The sequence below is a fragment of the Terrabacter sp. NPDC000476 genome (assembly GCF_040300125.1).
GTDB lineage: Bacteria > Actinomycetota > Actinomycetes > Actinomycetales > Dermatophilaceae > Terrabacter.
The window spans coordinates 100,819-123,630 of sequence record NZ_JBEPDF010000004.1 but is presented as its reverse complement, the minus strand read 5'-3'; the positions used below and the strand labels follow the sequence as shown (position 1 = coordinate 123,630).

The following is a 22,812-nucleotide window of genomic DNA, read 5'->3' as shown; positions in this document are numbered from 1 at the left end:
CGGCGAACGGTCAGCGACGGCCGACGAGCCAGAGCCGGATCTTCTCGATCCGCTCGGACACCTGCTCCGAGCTCGCCGCGGCGAGGTCGGGGCCGCCGCAGGCCCGGCGGAGGTCCATGTGGACGTTGGCGTGCGGCAGGCCCTTCTGCCGGGCGTAGGTCGACACGAGCGTGTTGAGCTCCTTGCGCTGCGCCGCGAGGGCCCGGTGCGCGGCGACCGGCATCGGGGCCTCGGCACCCTTGGGTGCCTTCTTGACCTGTCGGCTCTGGCGCTCGCGCAGCAGGGCGGAGACCTGGTCGGGCTCGAGCAGGCCGGGCAGGCCGAGGTACTCCTCCTCGTCCTCCGAGCCGACCTGCGCGTGCATGCCCCACTGCTGCTTGTCGAAGAGCACGTGGTCGAAGTGCGCGTCGGACTCGAGCGCCTCGAAGGCCCCCTCGTCGAGGGCGCCGCTCGCCTTGTCGGCGCGGTTGGCGTCGTCGATGAGGGCCTGCTCCTCGGCCCACATCTGCCCGATGTCGTCGGGGTTCGGCTTGCGGTCGAGCGCGTGGTCGCGCTGCTCCTCGAGCCGCGAGGCGTGGTCGAGCACGACCGGCACCGACGGCAGGAAGACCGAGGCGGTCTCGCCGCGCTTGCGGGCGCGCACGAAGCGGCCGACGGCCTGCGCGAAGAAGAGCGGGGTCGACGTCGACGTCGCGTAGACGCCGACGGCGAGCCGGGGCACGTCGACGCCCTCGGACACCATGCGGACGGCGACCATCCACCGCTCGTCGCTCGCGCCGAAGTCCTCGATGCGCTTGCTCGCACCGAGGTCGTCGGAGAGCACGACCGTGGGGGCCTCACCGGTCAGCTGACGCAGGATGGCGGCATACGCCCTCGCCTGCGTCTGGTTGGAGGCGATGACGAGGCCGCCGGCGTCCTCGACGTGGCGGCGCACCTCGGTGAGGCGACGGTCGGCGGCCGCGAGCACGGCCGGGATCCACTCGCCCTTGGGGTCGAGGGCGGTGCGCCACGCGTGCGCGACGAAGTCCTTCGTCATCGGCTCGCCGAGGCGCGCCTCGAGCTCGTCGCCGGCCTTGGTGCGCCAGCGCATGCTGCCGCCGTACGCCATGAAGAGCACCGGGCGCACGACGCCGTCGCGCAGCGCCTCCGCGTAGCCGTACGTGTAGTCGCTCGAGCTGACGAGCGTGCCCTCGGCGTCGAGCTCGTAGGTGACGAACGGGATCGGGGAGGTGTCGGAGCGGAACGGCGTGCCCGTCAGGCTGAGGCGGCGCGTGGCGGGCTCGAACGCCTCACGGATGCCGTCGCCCCAGCTCTTGGCGTCACCGCCGTGGTGGATCTCGTCGAGGATGACGAGGGTCGGGCGCGTCGTCGTCAGCTCGCGGTGGAGCGAGGGACGCGAGGCGACCTGGGCGTACGTGACGGCCACGCCGTGGTAGTCGTCGCTGTGCCGCCCGATGCTGTTGCTGAACTTCGGGTCGAGGCTGATGCCGACCCGGGCGGCCGCGTCGGCCCACTGCGTCTTGAGGTGCTCGGTCGGGGCCACGACGGTGACCCGCTGCACGATGCCGGCGCTCAGCAGCTCGGTCGCGACGCGCAGCGCGTACGTCGTCTTGCCGGCGCCCGGCGTGGCGACCGCGAGGAAGTCGCGCGGCGAGCGCTCGAGGTAGAGGTCGAGCGCCTCCTGCTGCCACGCGCGCAGCTTGCTGGCGGTACCCCAGGCTGCCCGCTCGGGGAAGGCGGGTGGGAGATGGAAGGCGGCCCCAGCACTCATAGGTGGCCTACCGTAGCCGCTTCTGCGATCCGACATGCCCGGGGCCCCGCCGCACGGGCGGGGCCCCGGTTCGCGTGGTACGTGCCGGTCTGTCCCGGCGCCGCACGCCGGATGCCGGGTGCGACCGGGGTGGTCAGGCGCGGTAGGCGGTCCACTGCGTCTGCATGCGCGCGACCTGGCCCGAGGTGAAGGTGTTCATGCACGCGTCGTACGTGTAGTCCATGAAGTTCTTGATCGGGTCGAGGCCGGGGCTCGTGCACGTGTCGCGCCCGGTCGGGCACTCGTAGGCGGGGCTGGCCTCGGCCGGGGTGTCGCTCACCTGGTCGCCCGAGCCGCTGCAGCCGCCCTGGAAGGTGTGGTAGAGCCCGAGCCAGTGGCCGACCTCGTGGGTGCCGGTGTCGCCCTGGTTGTAGTTCGTCGCCGCTCCCCCCGGCATCGAGGCGTTGAGGATGACGACGCCGTCGATCGTGCCGGGGTTGTTCGTCGGGAACGTCGCCCAGCCGAGCAACCCGTCGCCGATGTTGGCGGCGTAGAGGTTGAGGTCGCCGGCGTCGCCCTTGTGCAGCGCGGCCTTCATGTTGCGCTCGGCCGTCGAGTCGGGCGTCACCGTGTACCACGTGGCGTTGCTCGTGACGTCCGTGCCGGCGAGGCGGAAGCTGAAGCCGGCGCCGGAGTACGCCGCGTTGAGCACGTTGATCTGGTTGTTGATCGTCGTGCTGCTCACCGAGCCCGCCGAGCCGTTGGTGATGGTGTGGAAGTAGACGTCGATGACGGCCGGCGCGAACGTCGCGGTCGGCTTGCCCTTGGCCGCGGCGAGCTTGCCACCGGAGTCGCGGGCGTAGCCCTTGGCCGCGAGCGCCTTGTCGAGGGCGGCCTCCTGGGCCCGCACCTGCGACGCCGTCAGCTCGTGCGGGTCCTTCGCCGTGCCGTGCGTGCCACGGGCGCCGACCGCGCCGACCGCTGCGGGGTCGAGGCAGCTGGCGCCGCCGTGACCGTCGACGACCGGTGCCGCCTGCGCAGGGGCGCCGAGCGTCGCCGCGGCGAGCGCGAGCGGAGCGGCGAGCACGAGGGTGCGAAGCTTCATGGGGTGACCTTTCTCGTCCGTCACGAGCCCGGTCGGGCATCGATCCCAGCGAGCGTAGGTACGCCAAGGTCAGGGGGTCCGCCGGTCCCCGTCAAGAGAGGGTAAGGACTCGTCGCGGATTCCCCGGGCTGCGTCGGCGTCGCGCCAAGAGGGTCCGGAACGGGTCAGGAACCGCCGTCGGAGCCGCTGCCCGAGCCGCCACCGGATCCGTCGCCGCCGTCCTGCGGGTCGCGCAGGCCGTCGTAGATCTCCTTGCACACCGGGCAGACCGGGAACTTCTGCGGGTCGCGCCCGGGCACCCAGATCTTCCCGCAGAGGGCCACGACGGGCTCCCCCGACAGGGCGCTCTCGAGGATCTTCTCCTTGCGCACGTAGTGCGAGAAGCGCTCGTGGTCGCCGGGCTCCTGCAGCTCCTCGCGCACCTCCTCGCGCTCGATCGTCGCCGTGCTCGTGCCCCGCAGCGGCTGCGGCTCGAACGGGTCGGGCTCGAACGGGTCGGGAGGCATGGTGCTCATGCGCGCCAGTCTACGGCGGACGTCGCGTCCCGCAGGCGCCGTCCGGCCGGGTAGGCCGCCCACGACTCGGGCAGGCTCCCGGGGCGGCCGCTCAGCAGCACCGCCTCGACCCCGGCCTCGGGCACGAGCGGGTCGGGCTCGAGCCCGATCCGCCGCAGCGTCTGGCGGGCGACCGCCACCGGGGAGTCGTGCACGGCGACGCCGCGCCCGAGGGCCGCGACGATGCGGTCGGCGACGAGTCCGTAGTGCGTGCACCCGAGCACGAGCGACCGCACCCCCGCGGGCGTCTGCGACGCGGCATAGGCGATGCACTCGTCGACGGCCCGGGCGTCACCGGACTCGATGGCCTCGGCGAGGCCGAGCGCGGCGACGGCATACGTCTCCACGTCGGCGGCGAAGGCGTCGATCAGGCCCCGCAGGTAGGCGCTCGACGTGGTGGCGGCGGTGGACCAGACGGCGACCGGCCCGCCCGCCGCCGCGGCGGGGCGGATGGCGGGCACCGTGCCGACCACCGCGACGCCCGGCTCGAGCTCGGCGCGCAGGGCGTCGAGGCCGTGGACGGATGCCGTGTTGCAGGCGACGACGATCGCGTCGGGCTCGTGGGCGAGCGCGGCCCGCGCCGACGCGAGGATGAGCCGGCGCACGTCGTCGGGCGTGCGCGGGCCGTAGGGCATGTTGTCGGGGTCGAGCGAGAGCACGAGCCCGACGTCGGGGCGCAGCGCGTGGAGGGCGTCGGCGTACCCGAGCAGGCCGAGCCCCGAGTCGACGAAGGCAACTCGCCTTCGGGACGTCCGGGGCTGGGCCGGGGCGGTCGGGTCCACGTCAGTTCATCGACGGGTCGTCGGGGAAGTTCGCGACGTAGGCCAGGCTGTCGCGCTGGCGCCGCAGCACCTCGCGCCACAGGGCGTCCGGCTCGGGCGTGAACGCGTCGCGCACCTCGGCGTCGACGACGTACCAGTCGCCGCGGCGCACCTCGTTCTCCAGCTGCCCGGACTCCCAGCCCGAGTAGCCGGCGAAGATCCGCATGCCGGCCAGCTCGGCGGCGACGACCGGCGTCGGCACGTCGAGGTCGACGAGGCCGATCGAGCCGAAGAGCCGCTTGACGCCGAGGGGCTCGGGCTCGTCGCCCGGCACGGTGACGAGGCCGAGCGCCGAGGTCGTCGACACCGGCCCGCCCTGGAAGAGCACCGGCGGCGCGGTGACGACCCGCTGCCAGCCCGGCAGCACCGAGTCGACCTGCGCCGACAGCGGCTTGTTGAGCACGACGCCCTGGGCGCCACCGTCGTCGTGGTGGAGCACGAGGATCACCGACCGGTGGAACACGTCACCCTCAACCGAGGGTGTCGCCACGAGGAGGCGGCCGGTGTGGAAGGTCGTGCTCACGCCTCAAGCCTTCCACACCGGCGACCCCTCAGAAGCGTGCGCCCCGGCGAGCCGGGCGGTCGCCCGAGCGGTCGTCGTCACCCCAGCGGGAGACGAGGCCCTCGGCGCGGTCGCCGCGACGGCCACGACGGTCGTCGCCCCGGCTGTCGCTGCGGTGGTCACGGCCACCGTGGTGCGGGCGGAAGCCGCCGCGCGAGCCCTGGCGCGGGCCGCGGGAGCCGGCCGGGCCGCGGCGCTGCGCCTTGGGGCCGGCGATGAGCCGCTGGAAGTCGTCCTCGGCGATGGCGACGCCGCTCGGGGTGGTGGCCCCGGTGGCGGCGAGGGTCGCGTCGCCGGGCGTGGCCCGGACCGGCGCGATGTCGAGGCCGGCGTCCTTGAGCTGGCGCTCCATCGTCTTGCGCTGGTGCGGCAGCGCGAGGGTGACGACGGTGCCCTTGTCGCCGGCGCGGGCCGTGCGGCCCGAGCGGTGCAGGTAGTCCTTGTGGTCGGCCGGCGGGTCGACCTGGAGCACGACCGACACGTCGTCGACGTGGATGCCACGGGCGGCGACGTCGGTCGCGACGAGCACCGGGAGGGTGCCGTCACGGAACGCGCCGAGCACGCGGTTGCGCTGGCCCTGGTTGAGGCCGCCGTGGAGCGCGGCCGCCATGACGCCCTGCTCGCGCAGCTGGAGCGCGATGCGGTCGGCGCCGAGCTTGGTGCGGCAGAACACGACGGTGCGGCCCTCGCGGTTCGCGACCTCGGCCGTGATGACCTTCTTGTGCTGCGGGTCGATGAGCAGGACGTGGTGGTCCATCGTCTCGACCGACGCGGTGGCGTCGTTCGTCGAGTGCGTCACCGGGTCGGTGAGGTACTTCTGGACGAGGGTGTCGATGCCACGGTCGAGCGTCGCCGAGAAGAGCAGGCGCTGCCCGTCGGCCGGGATCTTGTCGAGGCTCGTGGTGATCTCGGCCATGAAGCCCATCTCGGCCATGTGGTCGGCCTCGTCGAGCACGGTGATCGCGATGTCGTCCATCTCGACGGCGCCGCGCTCGAGCAGGTCGTTGAGGCGGCCCGGCGTCGCGATGAGGATGTCGACGCCCTTGTTGAGCGCGTTGATCTGCGTCGTGTAGCTGAGGCCGCCGGCGACGAGCTTGTGGCGCAGGCCGGTCACGTGCACGAGCGGCTCGAGCGCGTCGGAGATCTGCATCGCGAGCTCGCGCGTCGGCGTGAGGATCAGGGCGTGCGGCTTGCGCGGGCGACGCGGCAGCTCGGCCTGGAGCAGGCGGGTGATGAGCGGCAGGCCGAAGGCCAGCGTCTTGCCGGAGCCGGTCTGGCCGCGGCCGAGCACGTCGCGACCGGCGAGCGCGTCGGGGATCGTCGCACTCTGGATCGGGAACGGCGTCGTGATGCCCTCGCGGGCGAGGCGCTCGACGAGGCGCTCGGGCAGGCCGAGGGCGGCGAAGCCGTTGTCGGCCGCCACCTCGACGGGGCCGTCGGAGATGTCGGCGCGGGTGGCCTTGGTCCAGTTGTCGGCGTCCATGCGCTCGACCTCGGCGTCCTCGAAGCTCACGGGCGCGCGGTCGACGAAGCGGTCGGTCCCACGGTCGGAGCGGCGGTCGAACGACGGGCGGTCGTCACGGCGCTGGAAGCCACGGTCACCACGGTCGTCACGGCGCTGGAAGCCACGGTCACCACGGTCGTCACGGCGCTCGAACGAGCGACGCTCGCCACGGTCGTCCCGACGGTCGAACGACGGACGGTCGTCGCGACGCTGGAAGCCACGGTCACCACGGTCGTCGCGACGCTGGAAGCTACGGTCGCCGCGGTCGTCGCGACGGTCGAACGAGCGACGCTCGCCACGGTCGTCGCGGCGGTCGAACGACGGACGGTCGTCACGGCGCTGGAAGCCACGGTCACCGCGGTCGTCACGGCGCTCGAACGAACGACGCTCGCCACGGTCGTCGCGACGCTCGAACGAGCGACGCTCGCCACGGTCGTCCCGACGGTCGAACGACGGACGGTCGTCGCGACGCTGGAAGCCACGGTCACCACGGTCGTCACGGCGCTGGAAGCCACGGTCGCCACGGTCGTCACGGCGCTCGAACGAACGACGCTCACCACGGTCGTCGCGGCGGTCGAACGACGGGCGATCGTCGCGGCGGTCCTCACGGGGGGCGCGCCACTCGCGGCCGCCGACGTGGGAGGTGCCGGCGGGTGCCGGTCGGGAGGTCTTGGGCCCACCCTGCCCGCGGTGCGGCTTCTTGGCCGCGGCGGACTTCTTCTCGGTGGTCCAGCGGGCCTTCTTGGGCGCGCCGGAGGAGGTGTGCTTGGGCATACGTATTCAACTCTCTTGACTCGATGCAGACTTCGCCTCGAGCCGTGAGTCACACCACGACCATGCAGACGAGCCTCAGGCGCAGCGTTCTGCGCCCCATGTGTACCGGTGCCCGGCATCTGTGCCGTCCGGCGATCGGATCCGCTCCGCGTCGAGCCCGGGCCGCGCCGTGTGCGCGATCGCCCTGGGCGGGTGGTCACCTCGTCGGCCGAGCCTGCCCGCCGGGCATCCCCGGCGCCACCTCGTCCGTCGTGAACCGAGGCGAACCTCGGAGTCGGATGGCCCCAGTCTACCAGCGGCGCAGCCGCGCCCCGACCACGAGGGCGGCCGCCCCGAGGGCCACCCCGACCAGGTCGAGCACCGCGTCCCACGGGTCGCCCGACCTCCCGGGCAGCAGGAAGTGCTGCACGAGCTCGCTCACCGGGGCGTGCAGCGCGAACACCACGACGGCGGTGCGCACGGACCCGAGAGCCCGCCCCACGGCATACGTCGGCACGGCGAAGACGAGCAGGTGCACGACCTTGTCGGTCCAGCTGACCGGGCCCTCGACCGTGACGACGGGCCAGTAGAGCACGAGCAGCTGCACGACGACCGCGAGCACGGCCCCGCCCACGAGCAGTCGCGAGCCGGTCGCGCGGGCGCGGCGGGCCGGGACTCGGCGCGAGGGGGTCGTCATGGGCAGGGAGTCTAGATAGGTTGCCTGCATGGGCAAGCGCACGGTGACCGTGACCGGCCGCGGCAGGGCCGCCGTCTCCCCCGACGTCGTGCGCCTCGACCTGCGGGTCGGGCACGACGCCCCCGACGTCGCCGCCGCATTGGCCGGCGCGGCCGACGGCGTGACGCGCGTCGTGTCGGTCGTGCGCGAGCAGGGCGTCCCCGACGCCGACCTGCGCACGCTCGACGCATCCGTCGGGCAGCGTTGGGACAACACGGGCGTGGCCGTCGGCTTCACGGCGCAGCAGCGGCTCGCCGTCACCGTCCGGCGACTCGACGCGGTCGGCGAGGTGCTCGCCGCCGCTGCCGGGGCCGTGGGCAACGCCCTGCTCGTCGACGCCGTGCGCCTCGACGTCGCCGACCGCAGCGCGGCGCTCCGCGAGGCCCGCGACGCCGCCTTCGCCGACGCGACCGCCCGGGCGAGGCAGTATGCCGGCCTCTCCGGCGCGCGGCTCGGCGCGGTCCTCGGCGTGGCCGAGCCGGGCACGACGCCCGTCGGGTCGTTCAAGGCCGTCGCCGCCGCGGCGTCGCACCGCGACATGGCGACGGCGATGCCGGTCGAGGGCGGCGACCTCGACGTCGACGCGGAGATCACGGTGACGTGGGAGCTCGCCGCGGAGGGCTCGGCGGGGCCGGTCCCGGAATAGTCGCCGCGGCCGGCCCGTTGGCCCCTACATGGCTACCACTGACCTGACCGCGCAGTCCTTCGAGAAGACCGTCCTCGACAACGACATCGTCCTGGTCGACTTCTGGGCCTCCTGGTGCGGCCCGTGTCGCCAGTTCGCCCCCGTCTACGACGCCGCGTCGAGCAGCGACGACAACGAGGGCATCGTCTTCGGCAAGGTCGACACCGAGGCCGAGCAGTCGCTCGCGTCGGCCGCCAACATCACCTCGATCCCGACGCTGATGGCGTTCAAGGAGGGCGTGCTCGTCTTCGCACAGCCCGGCGCGCTGCCGCAGTCGGCGCTGCAGGACGTCATCCAGCAGGTCAAGGACCTCGACATGGCGCCGATCAAGGAGCAGATCGCGGCCGAGGCGGCCGGCCACGGTCAGCCGCAGGGCGCTCCCGAGCAGGGCGGCCAGCCGCAGGCCTGAGCCGCTCCCCCACGCGGGGCGGGAACGACGAAGGAGGTCCTCCGGCACCAGGTGCCGGAGGACCTCCTTCGTCGCGCCTGACGGGCGAACGCGTGACGTGGCCACCACGAAGTGGTGGAGGTGGCGGGAATTGAACCCGCGTCCGATGACGAGAGACCAGGACTTCTCCGGGTGCAGTGCGCTATGGCTTTTCTCGGCCCCAGGGCTCGCACGCACACGTCCCCTGACAGGCCCAGTTGAGAAAGAGTCCCGCGCAGCCCCCCAACATGACTGCGCAGCAAGTTTCCTAGCTGATGCCAGGCACTGAGTCGGAAACTAGCTCAGGCTGACAGACTTCGAGGCTCGCTCAGGCGGCGAGGGCGAAGTCGGTGCGCTTGGAATTGGCACCTATTGGTTTACAGGGAGCGTTAACGAGATAACCCTGCATCCTCGACCCGCTTCTCCTGATGTGTCGACCACCGTCGAAACCGATCACCCCCGTGGGGGTGTCCACGTCACGCTGTTCACTTGTCAAGCACTGCGTCCCACCTCGCGGTGGAGACCACAGTATGCAGGAGGAACGCGCGCCGGGTCCACGCCATTCCCCGGCGCTAGGCTGCCCCCGTGGTCGAGGCGTGCCAACGGCCCGGCTCCCCGTCCCCCGCGCCCCTGGAGGTCCGATGTCTCGCAAGGTTCTCGTCGCGGACGCGGGCGCGCACGGGCTGGTCGCCGCACCGTTCGCCGGGGTCGTCAGCCTCGTGGTCGCGGTGGGCGACGAGGTCGAGGCCGGTGCGGTCGTGGCGACGATCGAGGCGATGAAGCTGGAGGCCGGCATCACGAGCCCGGTGGCCGGCAGCGTGAGCCGGGTCGCCATCGACGCGCAGCAGCAGGTCGAGGGCGGCGACCTGCTCGTCGTCATCGGCTGAGGCGACGCACCTCGGCGAGGGCCTGCTCGACCGACCCCGTGACGTCGGGGATCGGGAAGAGGGTGGCCCGCACGACCCGGTCGCGGTCGACGACGAGCGTCAGCCGGCGCAGCCGCGTGGTCCCGCCGACCCGGAAGGTGGGCAGTCGCAGGGCGGTCGTCAGCTCGAGCCCGCTGTCGGAGACGAGCGGGAAGCGGATGCCGTTGGCCCGGGCGAACGCCGCCTGCTCGTTCGGGCGCTGCGTCGAGACCCCGACGACGGCGGCGCCGAGGGCCGCGAACTCGCCGAGACGGTCGCGGTACGTGCACGACTCGAGCGTGCAGCCGACGCCGCCCGGCACCGCGTCGGCACCGGGGAAGGCGTTGCCCGGGTAGCAGTAGAGCACGGTGAACGCGTCGGTCGTGGCCGGGTCGAGGCCCTCGAGCACCGGGATGCGGTCACCCACGAGCGCGGCCACCCGGGCGGCCTCGCCCGAGTCGGGGTCCGCGGTCGCGGTGGGCGTGCCGTCACCGAGCAGCCACGAGTCGCCGAAGTCCTGCAGCGCCGCGAGCACGGGGAGCGCGCCGCGCCCCCGAGCCGTGAGCACGTAGTCGTGCCGCGGTGGGTGCGCGACGTACTCACGCCGCTCGAGCAGCCCGTCGGCGACGAGCGCCTCGAGACGCTGGGCCAGCACCTTGCGGGAGATGCCCGACTCGACCCGCAGCTGCTCGAAGCGGGTGCGCCCGCCGGCCACGTCGCGCAGCACGAGAAGGGTCCAGGGGTCCCCGACGACCGACACCGCGTGGGCGATGCCGCACGGGTCGTCGGGCCGCACCGCTCGCCTCACCATCGCTCCGCCATGCCGCCATCGTAATGAGTATCGAAAAGAGACTCACTATGGTCTGATGGGTGGATGTCGTCCCCCGGTGTGGTCCGCGAGCGCAGCGGCCTGAACGACCTGCGCGCGCTGCCACGTGTCGTGTGGGTCCTGGCCGCCGGGCGTTTCGTCAGCTCGGCGAGCGCCTTCCTGCTGCTCTTCCTCGTGCTCTACCTCACCGGTCCACGGGGGCTCGACGTCGTCCCGGCCGGGCTGCTCGCGGGCTCGAACGGCGTCGGCGCCCTGCTCGGCAACCTCACGGGCGGCCGGTTCGGCGACCGACACGGCCACCGCCGCGTGCTGCTGCTCAGCGCGAGCGTGGTCGGGGTGCTGACCGCCCTCGTCCCGTGGCAGCCGGTGTGGCTGCTCGCGCTCACCCTCCCGCTCATCGGCTACCTCGGCGCGACCGCCTCGCTCGGGCAGGGCGCCCTCGCCGCGCTGGCCGTGCCCGTCGGGTCGCGCCGGGCCTCGGTGGCGGTCAGCCGGGCCGCGTCGAACGCCGGCTTCGTCGTCGGTCCGCCGCTCGGCGCCCTGCTCGCGACGCGCGGCTACGACGCCCTCCTCGTCATCGACGGCCTGCTCACCCTCGTGCTGCGGCTCGTCACGTCCCGGTTCCTCACCGACGAGCCGCCGGTGGAGCGTGCCCCCGAGGCGCCGGCGGGCGTGTGGCAGGCGCTGCGGGCCGACCGCTCGCTCGCGGTCCTGCTCGTGGGCGTCGTCCTCGTCGACCTCGTCTACCGCCAGCTCTACTCGACCGTGCCCCTGCACCTGCGCGACCAGGGCCAGCCGCTCGCGCTCTACACGGCCCTCATCGCGGTCGGCTCCGCCCTCATCCTGCTGCTCGAGATCCCGGTCGCGCTGTGGCTGAGGCACCGACCGGCCGTCCCGGTCATCGCGGCCGGCTACGCCCTCGTCGCCGTCGGTTTCACCCTCTTCGGGGTCACCTCCCTCGGCGTGGCGCTGGTGGCCGTCGTCGCGATGGTCACCCTGACGGCGGGCGAGATCCTCTACAAGACCACCGCCACCGCACACGTGCTCGACGCCGCCCCGGGCCACCTCGTCGGCCGCTACCAGGGGCTCTACACCGCAGCGGCAACGAGCGGGAGCATGGTCTCGGCCCCGCTCGGCGGTCTCGTCTACGCAGCCCGGCCGGGGTGGCTCTGGCCGCTCTGCGGGGTCGTGGCCGGTCTCGGGGCCGTGCTGGCCCTCGCGTCGGGCCGGGTGCCGGCGCGGACTCACGGCCGCTGAGCCGCGAGCGCCCCGCACGTGCAGGCACGTGCCCGCACGTCCCCGCCTGTCTCGAGGTATCAGGAGGCCACACGCGTGCCACCTAGTGACGTCAGCGACACCCTCCATGAAGGCAGACACCATGCGCCGCACGACCAGGCTCACGACCGCCACCCTCCTCGCCCTCGGCACCGCGACCGCGGGTGTCGGCCTCGCCCTCGCGAGCCCGACCGCATCCGCCGCGACACCGACTCCCCCGCCCGTGCCCCCCGCCAACCGGCTCGCACCCGCCCCGGCGCCGGCTCCGGCCGTCGTCATCTCGGACCCGATGTCGGTCTACGTGCCGCTCATGAACTGCCGGATCGTCGCCACCGCCACGGCGGGCGGCAAGATCCCCAACGGGTCGACGCGCACCTTCCGGGTGACCGGCACGACCGGCTTCCCGACGCAGGGCGGCACGTCCGGCGGGTGCGGCGTGCCGAGCTACGCCACGGCCGTCAGCGCCCGCGTCTCGTCGACGGCCGCCGACGCGAACGGCGTCTTCATCGCCTACCCGACGGGCACGCCCGTCGGACAGGGCACGCTCTACTACGGCAAGGGCGTCAACGTGACGACCGGCGCCAACCTCCAGGTGGGCACCGGCGGCCAGATCACGGTCAAGAACGTCCTCGGTCCGGCGCACCTGGCCATCGACGTCAACGGCTACTTCACGCCGCAGATCCAGGCCCACGTCGAGCTCGACGGGACGCTGACCTCGGGCACCCCGCTCGTGCTCTCGAGCACCCGACCCGCGACCGGCGTCTTCCTGGTCAGCACCGCGCGCGACGTGTCGCGGTGCGCCGCCCACGCCGCACCGGACGGGTCGGGGGGCTACGTCGCCAACGCCGTCGTGAGTGGCAGCTCCATCACCATCTACACCTACGCCCTCAACGGCACGCCGACGAACATCCGCTTCACGGTCAGCGCCACCTGCTGACGCCCGGCCGCGGCGGGACCGAGCACCCCGGCCGCCTCGTCCGGCTCCACCTCACCACGAGCCGGACGAGGAGCCGCCGCCACCGCCGCCGGAGAACCCGCCCCCGCCGAAGCCGGACGAGCCCGAGGAGCCCGGCGTCGACGTGAAGGTGCCCGTCGAGGTGCTCGAGAAGGCGTCGACCCCGCTCGCGATGCCGGTGAAGTCGGGGAAGGTGGCCCCGCTCCAGACGTACCACGTCGGCATGAGCAGCGGCTGGTTCGCGGCCTCGGCCGCGCGGGCGACGTCGGCGAACGTCTTGGCCCACCGGTCCGCGACCCCGAAGACGACGGCATACGGCAGGTATCGGCTGAAGACGTTCGAGGCCTCCTCGAAGGCGATCTGACCGGCCTCGGCCGTCGTCAGGTACTCCTTGAACCCGAGCGCCTGCGCGTGCACGGCGGAGCCCTCGGCGGTCTTGGCCGCCATCCGCCCTCCGAGCACCCAGACGATGAGGCCGGAGACGACCAGGCCGATGCCGAGCGCGAAGCCGCCACTGAAGCCCCCGCCCAGGATCGCGCCGATGGCGGGGCGGCCGTAGAAGAGCACGAGGGCGCCGAGCGCCGCGACGACGAGGCCGAGGCCCTGCCACGCGCCGCGCTGCGCCTGCGGCGAGGAGCGGAACCAGCCGCGGGTCACGACCTCCTGGTACATGGCGCCCTGGATCTTCTTCAGGGTGCTGGCGAAGGTGTTCTTCAGCTCCGAGAGACGCACCTGGTCGCCGCGGGTGGCGAAGATGCCGTCGAGCAGCTGCCGCTCGTAGGGCAGCAACCGCTCGGCCGGCGGTGGCGTGAGACGGGTCAGCGTCCAGTCGGTGCGCGAGAACATCCCGTTGCCCTCGTTCTCCTCGATGCGCAGGAAGCCGCGCACGGCGAGGTCGATGACGGTGGCGGAGACGTCGATGGGGTTGGCGGTCTCGTCGATGATCGTGCCGACCATGCCGGGCTGCACACCCGGCGGCGGCTGGAACTGCACGGCGACCGTCGGCGCCCCGCCCCGCACCGTCGCGGCCGGCGGCGCGCCGTCACCTGCGGCGCCCGTGCCGAACGACGGCGAGAGGCCGGGGGTGAGGTCGGCGTAGCGCTCGTCGCGCCCCCGCGTCCACACGAGGGTCCCCATGACCGCGAGGGCGAGCACGGGGGCGCCGACCCCGCCGATCCACGCCGCCGCGTTGGCGGCGGGGGCGGCGTCGGAGCCGACCGAGGTGCCGGCGTCGCCCTCGCGCACGTCGGGACGGACGTCCCCGAACGCGCTCGGCGGGTAGCTGGCGACGATCGTCATGGCCTCCCCCGAGCCCAGCGAGGCGGCCGAGAAGCGCGACGGGTCACCGGGGGTGGCGGTGCACGCCGTCGTCGAGCCGGTCTCGCCCTGGAGGCAGCGCACCTTCGTGGCGGCCGCCGGGGCGTTGACGGTGACCGAGACGCGATCGCGCTCGGTCATCTCGTTCGCGCCGAAGACGTTGTAGAAGAGCTCGACCGCGGCCGGCTCGGTGCCCTCCGGGGCCGGCTTGCCGTCGGCCGTCACGGGGTTGAGCACGTTGTGCAGCGTGTAGCGCACCTCGTAGACCTGCGTGCCGCTCGTGAACTCGGAGGCCGACCCGATGCGGATCTCGCGGGCCGCCCCGTTGTCGCTGACCCGGAACGCGTCGGGCGCGCCGCTCGGGCTCGTGACGTCGACGTCGGTGAGGTCGTAGTAGCGGTAGCGGTTCTCCTGGTCGCCGTAGCCCATCCGCACGACGATGTCGCGGAAGATGCCGTGGCGCTGCGCCCCGGTCGGGAAGCGCCAGGTGATCGTCTCGGTGACACGGACGCTGCCGTCCGCCTGCACGTCGAAGACGGCCGCGTAGGAGTCCATGCCCTCGTCGCCGGCCGCCCGGGCGCTGCCGGCCGGGCCCACGAGGAGGGTGGCCAGGGCCAGGAGGAGGCCGAGCAGGCCGAGCCTGACCAGTCGCCCCCGTCGCGCCACGCTCGCTCCGCTCATCGCCGTCCCCTCCCGTCGGTTCCCGCCATCCTGACACCGGACGCGTCCTGCGCCCGGCAGGTTCCGCCCGGCAGGCTCAGCGCTGCAGGCTCAGCGGCGGCGGTTGGCCGTGCTCATGGCGCGGTCGGCCTCGCGGCGGTCCTGCCGCTCGCGCAGCGCGTGCCGCTTGTCGTACTCCTTCTTGCCCGTGGCGATGGCGATCTCGACCTTGGCGCGGCCGTCCTTGAAGTAGAGGGCGAGGGGCACGATGGTGCGCCCGCTCTCGCGCGTCTTGAGCGCGATCTTCGTCAGCTCGGCCCGGTGGAGCAGCAGCTTGCGCTTGCGTCGGGGTGCGTGGTTGTTCCACGTGCCGTTGAGGTACTCCGGGATGTGCACGTTCTCGAGGTAGAGCTCGTCGCCGGTGAACATCGCGAAGCCGTCGACGAGCGAGGCGCGTCCCATCCGCAGGGCCTTGACCTCGGTGCCGGACAGGACGATCCCCGCCTCGAAGGTGTCGTCGATGAGGTAGTCGTGACGGGCCTTGCGGTTGCTCGCGATGAGCGACCGCCCCTTCTCCTTGGGCACCGGGCCATCCTTCCGACTCGAGTCAGTGCCGACCACGCGCTGCGGTCGGCGCACCAACGCTACCCCGAGCAGGGCACGGATCCGGAACGGGTTTCCGTGGCCCGGTGCGCGGGCGAGAGCCCGCCCGGCGGCGCGGGGTCAGAGCCAGCCGCGCGGGTTGACCGGCGTGCCGTCCTCGTAGACGCCGAAGTGCAGGTGGCAGCCGGTCGAGTAGCCGGTCGTGCCGGAGTAACCGAGCAGCTGGCCCCGGTTCACGTGGCCGCCGAACTTCACGATGCTCGACATGTGGTTGTAGGTCGTCACGAGGTCGACGCCGCGGTGGATGCCGTGGTCGATGACGACCTGGTTGCCCCACCCGCTCGCGCGCCACCCGGCGCGGATGACCTCACCCGGCGCGGCGGCATACACCGGGGTGCCGCAGGCGATGCCCCAGTCGAGACCGTCGTGGAGCATCCACTTCTGCAGCACCGGGTGGAAGCGCATGCCGAAGCCGGAGGTCGTCGGGCCGACGGCCGGGTAGCTGAGGTAGTTCGACGGCGTCGGGTCGGACTGCACGGGCGGCGGGTTGCGCGGGACGTAGACCTGGCCGCGCTTCTTGGCGGCGGCGGCCTTCGCGCGCTCGGCCTTGATCTTCGCGGCGCGCTCGGCGCGCAGCTTGGCCTGCCGCTTCTGCTCGGCGATGCGCGCCTGGCGGGCCCGCTCGACGAGGATGGCCTGCAGGCGCGAGGACTCCGCGCGCGCGGAGGCGAGGTCGGCCGCCTCGTTCTGGCGCTGGACGGCGAGGTCGGCGGCATACGCCGTCTGCTTGCCCTTGAGCGCGTCGAGCTGGGTCTTGGCCGCGGCGGCGTTCTGGGTGGCGGTCACGGCGTTGTTGCGCGCGACGATCGCCTGGTTCTTGGCCTGCGTGGCGGCGGCGGCTGCGGCCTCGGCGCCCTTGAGCGCGGCCTCGGCCTGGCGCTTCAGCTCGACGATCTCGCCGCGCACGGAGGTGAGGTAGGAGCGCGTCGACGTGCTGTCGGCCGTCATGGCGGCCAGCTTGTCGATGGTGTCGCTCGCGACCGCGCTCGCGGTGTCGGCCATGATGAGGCGGTTGGCGAAGTCCTCGGGCGAGGTGGAGCCGAAGACCATGCCGAGCTGCGACTCCTGGCCGGAGCCCTGGAACACCTCGGCGGCGTAGGAGTCGAGCGCGTCCTGGCTCGAGACAAGGCCGGAGGCGCTCTTGGCGAGCTGCTCCTTGGCGCGCTGCTCGTTGGCGACGGCCACGGCGAGCTTCTGGGCGACGGCCTCGTTGTGCGCCCGTGCCCTGGCCTCGGCGCTGATGGCGCGGGCCTCGGTGGCCTCGGCCGCGACCTGGGCGGCCTGCGCGCGCGCCTGCGCGTTCTGGGCGGCGGCGACCCGCTGCTGCGCGACGGGCAGCGCCGCGTTCGTGCGCTCGAGATTGACGAAGGCCCGGGCGAGCGAGGCGTTGGTGCCCTCGAGCTGCTGGCCGAGCGCGGCGATGCGCTTGTCGTTCTTCTTCTTCTGGTCCGACACCGAGTCGGCGTGCGCGACGAACGAGGCCGAGGCGGCCGCCACCGAGCACGTGACGACGAGGCCGGCGACCGTCAGACGGGTCGCGGACGTCGCCGTGCCGGTGCTGCCGGCGGGGCGGGGAGTCGGGCCGGAGCGCCTCATGAGCCACATATGCAGCATTGGTACCACAGGTCACTCTGCTTGGGGAGAGGTTGGCGTCCGAAAACGCCGGAGATCACCTGATTCTCCCGGTCTCGGCACGGCTCGGCGTCAGACGCGCAGGTAGCGGCGCAGCGTCACCCACGACGTCAGCGAGGACAGCCCGATGACGCCGACGATGACGAAGGGCGCGACGCGGTAGACGTCGACCACCCCGATGAACGCGGTGTCGGTCAGGGTCTGGCTGAGGAAGCCGACGACGCCGTAGCGCACCGTCGCCCAGAGCATCCCCATCGCGAGGGCGGCGCCGAGCACGCTCGCGAGGGCGGTCTCCATGACGAAGGGGAAGCGGATCGTGAAGTTCGAGGCGCCGACGAGCCGCATGATGCCGGTCTCGCGCCGCCGGCTGAAGGCGGTCTGGCGGATCGTCGTCGAGATGAGCATGACCGCCGCGAAGACCATGAGCGAGGACAGCGCGATCGCCGCCCACGAGACGGTGTTCATGAAGGTGAAGAACTTCTCGAGGAGCTTCTTCTGGTCCTGCACGTCGGCGACGCCGGGCATGCCCTTGATCGAGCTCGCGACGACGTCGAACTTGCCGGCGTCGTTGAGGTTCACGCGGTAGGAGTCGGCGAAGTACGACTCCCCCGCCCGCGCGAGCGGCGAGTTCTTGTAGGTCTGCTTGAACCGCTCGAAGGCCTCGTCGCGCGACTCGTAGAAGACCTCCTTGACCGTCGGCTTGAGCGCCTCGAGCTCGGACTTGATCGCGGTGCGCTGGGCGTCCGTCGTCGGCTCGCCCGCGCAGTTGGTGTAGCGCGTCTTCTCGGCGCAGAGCAGCACGGTGACCTGGACGCGGTCGTACCAGTAGTCCTTCATGGTGTCGACCTGCCGCTGGCCCATCAGGCCGAGGCCGAGCAGGTACATCGAGATCATCGTGACGATGACGACCGAGACGGCCATCGAGAGGTTGCGCCGCAGGCCGTTGGCGATCTCGCCGAGGAGGAACTGGATTCGCATGGGGGTTCTCGTTCCGTCTCGCGGTCAGCGGTCGTTCGTCAGCACGGGCTTGCGGCGGCGGAACATCCCGCCCCGCTGGCGCGGCTGGTCGGCGTCGCGGCCGATGGGCGGCAGGCTCGCCGCCTCGTCGTCCGTGTCGTCGCCGTTCCCGGCCGAGGGGGCGTATGCCGCCGGCGCACCGTCGTCGTAGCCGTCCGACACCTCGGGCTGGCTCGCGACGGCGGGGGCGAGCGCCTCCTCGAGGCGCACCCGCGGGATGCTGCCGGTGTCGTAGTCGCCCGCCTCGAGGTCGCTGACGAGCACGCCGTGGTCGAGCCGGATGACGCGCTTGCGCATCGCGTCGACGGTGACGGTGTCGTGCGTGGCCATGACCACCGTCGTGCCGGTGCGGTTGATCCGGTCGAGCAGCTGGACGATGCCGAGGCTCGTCTCCGGGTCGAGGTTGCCGGTCGGCTCGTCGGCGAGCAGCACGGGCGGGCGGTTGACGAAGGCGCGCGCGATGGCGACGCGCTGCTGCTCGCCGCCGGAGAGCTGGTGCGGCAGGCGCTTCTCCATGCCGGCGAGGCCGACGAGCTCGAGGGTCTCGGGCACCGTCTGGCGGATCCGCGAGCGGCTCGTGCCGAGCACCTGCAGGGCGTAGGCGACGTTCTGGAAGACGGTCTTGTTCGGCAGCAGCCGGAAGTCCTGGAAGACGCAACCGATCTCGCGGCGCAGCGCCGGCACCTTGCGCTCGGGCAGCCGGTCGAAGTCCCGGCCGGCCACGAGGATGCGGCCGCTCGTGACGTCCTGCTCCTTCATGACGAGCTGCATCATCGTCGACTTGCCGGAGCCCGACGTGCCGACGACGAAGGCGAACTCGCCCCGGGCGATCTCGAGGCTGACGTCGTCGAGGGCCGGACGGGTCGTCCGCGGGTAGGTCTTCGTGACGTTCTCGAAGAGGATCATGCGTCGGGCCTCGACTCGTGCTGGGAACGGCTGGTCTGCGCCGGCGCCGGTCGTCCCGGGAGCGGGACGTCGCGCACAGCCGCCTACGAGGCTACGGCCGGCGGGCAGCGTTCCCCGGGACCGCGCCGCGCGTGGCGTGGCGTGGGGCCGGGCGGCAGAGCGAGCCCGGCCCCGCAGCCGATCAGGCCTCGGCGCGCTTCTGGCCGATCTGCCAGCGGATGCCGGCCTCGATGAAGCCGTCGATGTCACCGTCGAAGACGGCGGCCGGGTTGCCGGTCTCGAACTCGGTGCGCAGGTCCTTGACCATCTGGTACGGGTTGAGCACGTACGAGCGCATCTGGTCGCCCCAGCTCGCCTTGACGTCGCCGGCCATCTCCTTCTTGACCGCGGCCTCCTCGGCCTTGCGCTGCAGGAGCAGGCGCGACTGGAGCACGCGCAGGGCGGCGGCGCGGTTCTGGATCTGGCTCTTCTCGTTCTGCATCGACACGACGATGCCGGTCGGCAGGTGCGTCATGCGCACGGCCGAGTCGGTCGTGTTGACGCTCTGGCCACCGGGGCCGCTCGAGCGGAAGACGTCGATCTTCAGCTCGTTCTCGGGGATCTCGATGGAGTCGTCGCTCTCGATGAGCGGGATGACCTCGACGGCCGCGAAGCTCGTCTGGCGACGGCCCTGGTTGTCGAAGGGGCTGATCCGCACCAGGCGGTGGGTGCCACCCTCGACGGAGAGGTGGCCGAACGCATACGGGACGTTGACCTCGAAGGTGGCGGACTTGAGGCCCGCCTCCTCGGCGTAGGAGGTGTCCATGACCTTGGTCGGGTAGCCGTGACGCTCGGCCCAGCGCAGGTACATGCGCATGAGCATCTCGGCGAAGTCGGCGGCGTCGACACCACCGGCGCCCGAGCGGATGGTGACGACGGCCTCGCGCTCGTCGTACTCCCCGGACAGCAGGGTGCGCACCTCGAGCTCGCCGACGTCCTTCTTCAGCTTGGCGAGGTCGCGCTCGGCCTCCTCGAGGGTGGCCGTGTCGTTCTCCTCCTGGCCCATCTCGACGAGCGTCTCGAGGTCCTCGATGCGCTGGTCCATCGTCACGACGCGGTCGCGCTCGGAGTTGGCGCGCGAGAGCGCGCTCGTCACCTGCTGCGCCTTGTCGGGGTCGTCCCAGAGGTCGGGGGCGGAGGCCTGCTGCTCCAGGTCGGCGATGGTCGCCGCGAGCGCGTCGAGGTCGGTGACCCCGCGCACGGAATCCATCGTCGCGCGCAGGTCCTTGAGCTCTTGCATGAAGTCGACAGCCACGAGGCAGCAGCCTACGGCAGCGGCGCGCGGGTCTGCGCACGCCGCTGCCGGACGGGCGGGGTCAGCAGGAGGTGTAGCCCTTGCGGGTGCCCTTGAAGGTGCACGTGTCGACGGTCTTGCCGGAGGCGTTCTTGAGGATCGCCGTGTCGCCCGTGTTGTTCCAGACGTACCAGCCGCTGCCGAAGTAGCGGTTCTTCTGCGTGGCGGTGCCCTTGCCGGTGCGGATCGTGACGCTCGCGCCGGCCTTGAGGGTGAACGTCGGGAAGCGGTAGGTGTGGCCGACCTTGTCGCGCAGCGTGTAGCCGGTGAGCGAGCGGGCGCTGCGCGTCGTGTTCTTGAGCACGACGTACTCGGCGTTGAGGCTCGCGTTGCCGCCGCGGTCGGCGCCGGGCGAGTCGTAGAAGACCTTGCTGATCATGACGGCCGGCAGCGCCTGGGCCGAGGTCGCGGTGGCGACGGGTGCGACGACGGCGAGGCCGAGGCCGGCGGTGGCCACGAGGGCCCGGGTGAGAGTGGTGCGCATGCTTCCCTGTCTGGTCGGTGCGTGGCACCGCGGCGTCGGCCGCGGCACGTGTGCTCTGTCGTGCTGGGTCGTGCTGGGTCGGGCGCCGCGGGGTTGGAGCGCACCGACGACCGACCGTAGGGGGCGCCGACGGAGGACGTGGCCGTTTTGCCGGAATTGCCGAGGGCAGGGCTCAACGCCGCGGCAGCAGGACTCGACGCCGCGGCAGCAGGACTCAGCGCAGCGGTGCCCTGGCGCGGGACGTCACGGTCATCGTGACGCTGCCACCGAGGGACTCGAGCACCCACCCCGACATGGGCAGGCGCGCGGTGCCCTGCACCGTGACAACCGCCGTCGAGCCGTCGGGCGTGCCGGTTTCCTGCACCACCGACCACGAGGCGATCCCGGGCGGGAGCGGGGTCGAGGAGAGGTGCGCGACGGCCGCGGCGGCGACCGACGCGTCGGTGAGCGCGAGCCGGTCGAGCACGCCTCCCTCGTAGGCGGCGCGCTCGTCGAGGGCGCTCGCAGCCTCCAGCGCCGCGGCGTCGGCCGCGTCGAGCAGCCGGATGCGCGCCAGCTGCGCCGCCGTGACGTCGATGCCGCCGAGCACGAGCAGGCCCGCGAGGGCGAAGAGCCCGAGCACGAGGATGCCGATCTGGCCACGGTCCCGCGCCCCGCGCCCTGCACCGTCGAGAGGCCACCGTCTGCGGGTTCCGGTGGGTCGAGAGGCCGGTGCCGGCCGGCGCCCGGCGGGCTGCCGCGGCGTCATCGGGCCGCGAACCGGTCGACGGTGACGACACTGGTGGAGCGGATCGTCACGGTGGCGGGCAGGTGCGAGGCCAGGAAGTCGGGGACGAGGGGCAGCTGGACCTCGATCGTCGCCGTGGCCGTCACGGCTGCGCGCGGTCGCAGGCACGGGCTCCCGTCGCAGCCGACGGCGACGCTCGCGCCGCGGTCGAAGGCGAAGTCGGCGAAGGCGAGGGCCGCGGCCGCCCCGGCCCGGGCGTGCGCCTCGCCCTCGGTGCCGGAAGTCACGAACGCCCGCCCCGCCTCGCGCCCGGCGAGGGAGGCCGCGAAGGACGCGGCCTGCACCCGGGCCACGGTGAGCACGAGGTAGGTCAGCGGCAGCAGGAGCAGCAGCCCCAGCACGATGAACTCGATGATGGCCCGGCCGTCGTCGGCGGGTGGACGGCACCGGAGCGCACGCCAGCGCCCACGGCGGAGCCGACCCCGGAGCCGACCCCGGAGCCCAGGTCTCGGTCCGTGCGTCCTCACGGCGACGCTCCCGAGAGCACCTGCTCCTCGCTGAAGGCGCGACCGGTCACGGTCAGCCCTCCACTCGGGCCGAGCGGTCCGACCACCGGCAGCGGCGCCGACACCGTGACCTCCACGACCCGGACGCCGGTGGACGTCGTCGACCGCACCGCTGCGACCTGCGACTCCGAGGAGCCGAACGAACCGCCGAGCAGCGACCGGGTGCGCGCCACGGCATCGTCCGGGCCGGCGTCGGCGCGTGCCCCGTAGCGAGCTCCCTCCGACGCCGCCGCGATGAGGGTGTTGCGGACGTAGAGCGCCAGGCTCAGCTGGAAGACGCCGAGCCCGACGACGAGCACCAACGCCGCGACCATGACGAACTCCGCGACGGCCGATCCCCGCTCGGACCCACCCGGCCGTCGGCGCCGCTGCGGCCTCACGGTCCCTTGACGCCCGCGATCGCGTCGCTGAACAGCTGTCCGAGCTGCGGGCCGGCGATGGCCCACAACGCCGTCACGAGCCCCGCGGTCATGATTGTGATGAGCACCCAGCCGGGCACGTCGCCGCGGTCGGTGGACCCGCCGAGGCGGCGCGCAGCGCCTCGGCGCAACGCTCCCCCACCGGCCTGCCTCACGACCGCACAGGCACGCTGCTGGGCGGTGACGATCCGGTTCATGTCGATCTCCCTGCACTCGATGGATGTGGA

23 protein-coding genes, 1 other RNA gene and 1 pseudogene are annotated in these 22,812 nt (G+C 72.7%); 5 read left to right on the top strand and 20 right to left on the bottom strand.

What is annotated here, in order from left to right:
• Positions 1-10: 10 nt before the first annotated feature.
• The 7 genes from ABT295_RS19435 to ABT295_RS19405 all read right to left on the bottom strand — a co-directional run bounded on the left by ABT295_RS19435 (position 11) and on the right by ABT295_RS19405 (position 7,746).
• Positions 11-1,771: a DEAD/DEAH box helicase gene (locus ABT295_RS19435; protein WP_352396058.1), complete on the bottom strand. Its 1,761-nt coding sequence runs from the start codon at positions 1,769-1,771 to the stop codon at positions 11-13.
• A 133-nt stretch (positions 1,772-1,904) separates the two neighbouring features.
• The gene (locus ABT295_RS19430; RefSeq protein WP_352396057.1) at positions 1,905-2,855 is read right to left on the bottom strand and encodes a zinc metalloprotease; all 951 of its coding nucleotides are present in this window, start codon (positions 2,853-2,855) and stop codon (positions 1,905-1,907) included.
• A 164-nt stretch (positions 2,856-3,019) separates the two neighbouring features.
• Entirely contained in the window at positions 3,020-3,370 is a 351-nt protein-coding gene (locus ABT295_RS19425; RefSeq protein ID WP_352396056.1) for a DUF3039 domain-containing protein, read from the bottom strand.
• Positions 3,367-4,191 carry a glutamate racemase gene (locus tag ABT295_RS19420; protein ID WP_352396055.1) on the bottom strand — a complete coding sequence of 275 codons (825 nt, stop codon included), beginning with the start codon at positions 4,189-4,191 and terminating at the stop codon, positions 3,367-3,369. Before ABT295_RS19420 ends, ABT295_RS19425 begins: the two co-directional genes overlap by 4 nt.
• A 1-nt stretch (position 4,192) precedes the next feature.
• Positions 4,193-4,753, bottom strand: coding sequence for a YqgE/AlgH family protein (locus ABT295_RS19415; RefSeq protein ID WP_352396054.1), 561 nt, complete (start codon positions 4,751-4,753; stop codon positions 4,193-4,195).
• A gap of 28 nt (positions 4,754-4,781) precedes the next feature.
• Entirely contained in the window at positions 4,782-7,070 is a 2,289-nt protein-coding gene (locus ABT295_RS19410) for a DEAD/DEAH box helicase (RefSeq protein WP_352396053.1), read from the bottom strand.
• A 289-nt stretch (positions 7,071-7,359) separates the two neighbouring features.
• Positions 7,360-7,746 carry a VanZ family protein gene (locus tag ABT295_RS19405; protein WP_352396052.1) on the bottom strand — a complete coding sequence of 129 codons (387 nt, stop codon included), beginning with the start codon at positions 7,744-7,746 and terminating at the stop codon, positions 7,360-7,362.
• 28 nt (positions 7,747-7,774) lie between these two features.
• Between ABT295_RS19405 and ABT295_RS19400 the strand changes: the two genes are divergently transcribed.
• Complete coding sequence (locus ABT295_RS19400; protein ID WP_352396051.1) at positions 7,775-8,431, top strand: SIMPL domain-containing protein; 657 nt, start codon at positions 7,775-7,777, stop codon at positions 8,429-8,431.
• A gap of 28 nt (positions 8,432-8,459) precedes the next feature.
• Positions 8,460-8,879, top strand: coding sequence for a thioredoxin (gene trxA / locus ABT295_RS19395; RefSeq protein ID WP_352396050.1), 420 nt, complete (start codon positions 8,460-8,462; stop codon positions 8,877-8,879).
• A 112-nt stretch (positions 8,880-8,991) separates the two neighbouring features.
• Here trxA and ssrA read toward each other — a convergent pair.
• Positions 8,992-9,358: a transfer-messenger RNA gene (gene ssrA / locus ABT295_RS19390) on the bottom strand.
• 201 nt (positions 9,359-9,559) lie between these two features.
• Here ssrA and ABT295_RS19385 point away from each other — a divergent pair.
• Positions 9,560-9,784: pseudogene (locus ABT295_RS19385) on the top strand (biotin/lipoyl-containing protein); the annotation flags it as partial.
• On the opposite strand, the gene ABT295_RS19380 reads toward ABT295_RS19385, so the two are convergent.
• The gene (locus ABT295_RS19380; protein ID WP_352396049.1) at positions 9,774-10,613 is read right to left on the bottom strand and encodes a winged helix-turn-helix transcriptional regulator; all 840 of its coding nucleotides are present in this window, start codon (positions 10,611-10,613) and stop codon (positions 9,774-9,776) included. The pseudogene ABT295_RS19385 and the gene ABT295_RS19380 overlap by 11 nt on opposite strands.
• A 63-nt stretch (positions 10,614-10,676) precedes the next feature.
• Here ABT295_RS19380 and ABT295_RS19375 point away from each other — a divergent pair, with 63 nt between their 5' ends.
• Positions 10,677-11,888 carry an MFS transporter gene (locus ABT295_RS19375; protein ID WP_352396048.1) on the top strand — a complete coding sequence of 404 codons (1,212 nt, stop codon included), beginning with the start codon at positions 10,677-10,679 and terminating at the stop codon, positions 11,886-11,888.
• A gap of 121 nt (positions 11,889-12,009) precedes the next feature.
• Entirely contained in the window at positions 12,010-12,843 is an 834-nt protein-coding gene (locus ABT295_RS19370) for a hypothetical protein (RefSeq protein WP_352396047.1), read from the top strand.
• Positions 12,844-12,894: 51 nt separating this feature from the next.
• Here the strand turns inward: ABT295_RS19370 and ABT295_RS19365 are convergent, their stop codons facing one another.
• The 11 genes from ABT295_RS19365 to ABT295_RS19315 all read right to left on the bottom strand — a co-directional run bounded on the left by ABT295_RS19365 (position 12,895) and on the right by ABT295_RS19315 (position 22,782).
• The gene (locus ABT295_RS19365; protein ID WP_352396046.1) at positions 12,895-14,859 is read right to left on the bottom strand and encodes a DUF2207 domain-containing protein; all 1,965 of its coding nucleotides are present in this window, start codon (positions 14,857-14,859) and stop codon (positions 12,895-12,897) included.
• Between the two features lie 90 nt (positions 14,860-14,949).
• Positions 14,950-15,423 carry an SsrA-binding protein SmpB gene (gene smpB, locus ABT295_RS19360; protein WP_352396045.1) on the bottom strand — a complete coding sequence of 158 codons (474 nt, stop codon included), beginning with the start codon at positions 15,421-15,423 and terminating at the stop codon, positions 14,950-14,952.
• A gap of 138 nt (positions 15,424-15,561) precedes the next feature.
• The gene (locus tag ABT295_RS19355) at positions 15,562-17,097 is read right to left on the bottom strand and encodes a peptidoglycan DD-metalloendopeptidase family protein (RefSeq protein ID WP_352396044.1); all 1,536 of its coding nucleotides are present in this window, start codon (positions 17,095-17,097) and stop codon (positions 15,562-15,564) included.
• A 108-nt stretch (positions 17,098-17,205) separates the two neighbouring features.
• A complete protein-coding gene (gene ftsX, locus ABT295_RS19350) occupies positions 17,206-18,111 on the bottom strand; it encodes a permease-like cell division protein FtsX (protein WP_352396043.1) in 906 nt (301 codons plus the stop codon).
• A 24-nt stretch (positions 18,112-18,135) separates the two neighbouring features.
• Positions 18,136-19,056: a cell division ATP-binding protein FtsE gene (ftsE, locus tag ABT295_RS19345; protein ID WP_352396042.1), complete on the bottom strand. Its 921-nt coding sequence runs from the start codon at positions 19,054-19,056 to the stop codon at positions 18,136-18,138.
• Between the two features lie 181 nt (positions 19,057-19,237).
• On the bottom strand, positions 19,238-20,350 hold the full coding sequence (gene prfB / locus ABT295_RS19340) for a peptide chain release factor 2 (RefSeq protein WP_352396041.1): 1,113 nt from the start codon (positions 20,348-20,350) through the stop codon (positions 19,238-19,240).
• Positions 20,351-20,411: 61 nt separating this feature from the next.
• Positions 20,412-20,873, bottom strand: a complete 462-nt coding sequence (locus tag ABT295_RS19335) for a lamin tail domain-containing protein (protein WP_352396040.1) — start codon at positions 20,871-20,873, stop codon at positions 20,412-20,414.
• A 214-nt stretch (positions 20,874-21,087) separates the two neighbouring features.
• The gene (locus ABT295_RS19330; protein WP_352396303.1) at positions 21,088-21,507 is read right to left on the bottom strand and encodes a pilus assembly protein TadG-related protein; all 420 of its coding nucleotides are present in this window, start codon (positions 21,505-21,507) and stop codon (positions 21,088-21,090) included.
• A gap of 110 nt (positions 21,508-21,617) precedes the next feature.
• Entirely contained in the window at positions 21,618-22,001 is a 384-nt protein-coding gene (locus ABT295_RS19325) for a pilus assembly protein (RefSeq protein WP_352396039.1), read from the bottom strand.
• Between the two features lie 122 nt (positions 22,002-22,123).
• Positions 22,124-22,480, bottom strand: a complete 357-nt coding sequence (locus ABT295_RS19320; RefSeq protein WP_502991222.1) for a TadE family protein — start codon at positions 22,478-22,480, stop codon at positions 22,124-22,126.
• A gap of 62 nt (positions 22,481-22,542) precedes the next feature.
• On the bottom strand, positions 22,543-22,782 hold the full coding sequence (locus tag ABT295_RS19315; RefSeq protein WP_352396037.1) for a hypothetical protein: 240 nt from the start codon (positions 22,780-22,782) through the stop codon (positions 22,543-22,545).
• Positions 22,783-22,812: the final 30 nt, after the last annotated feature.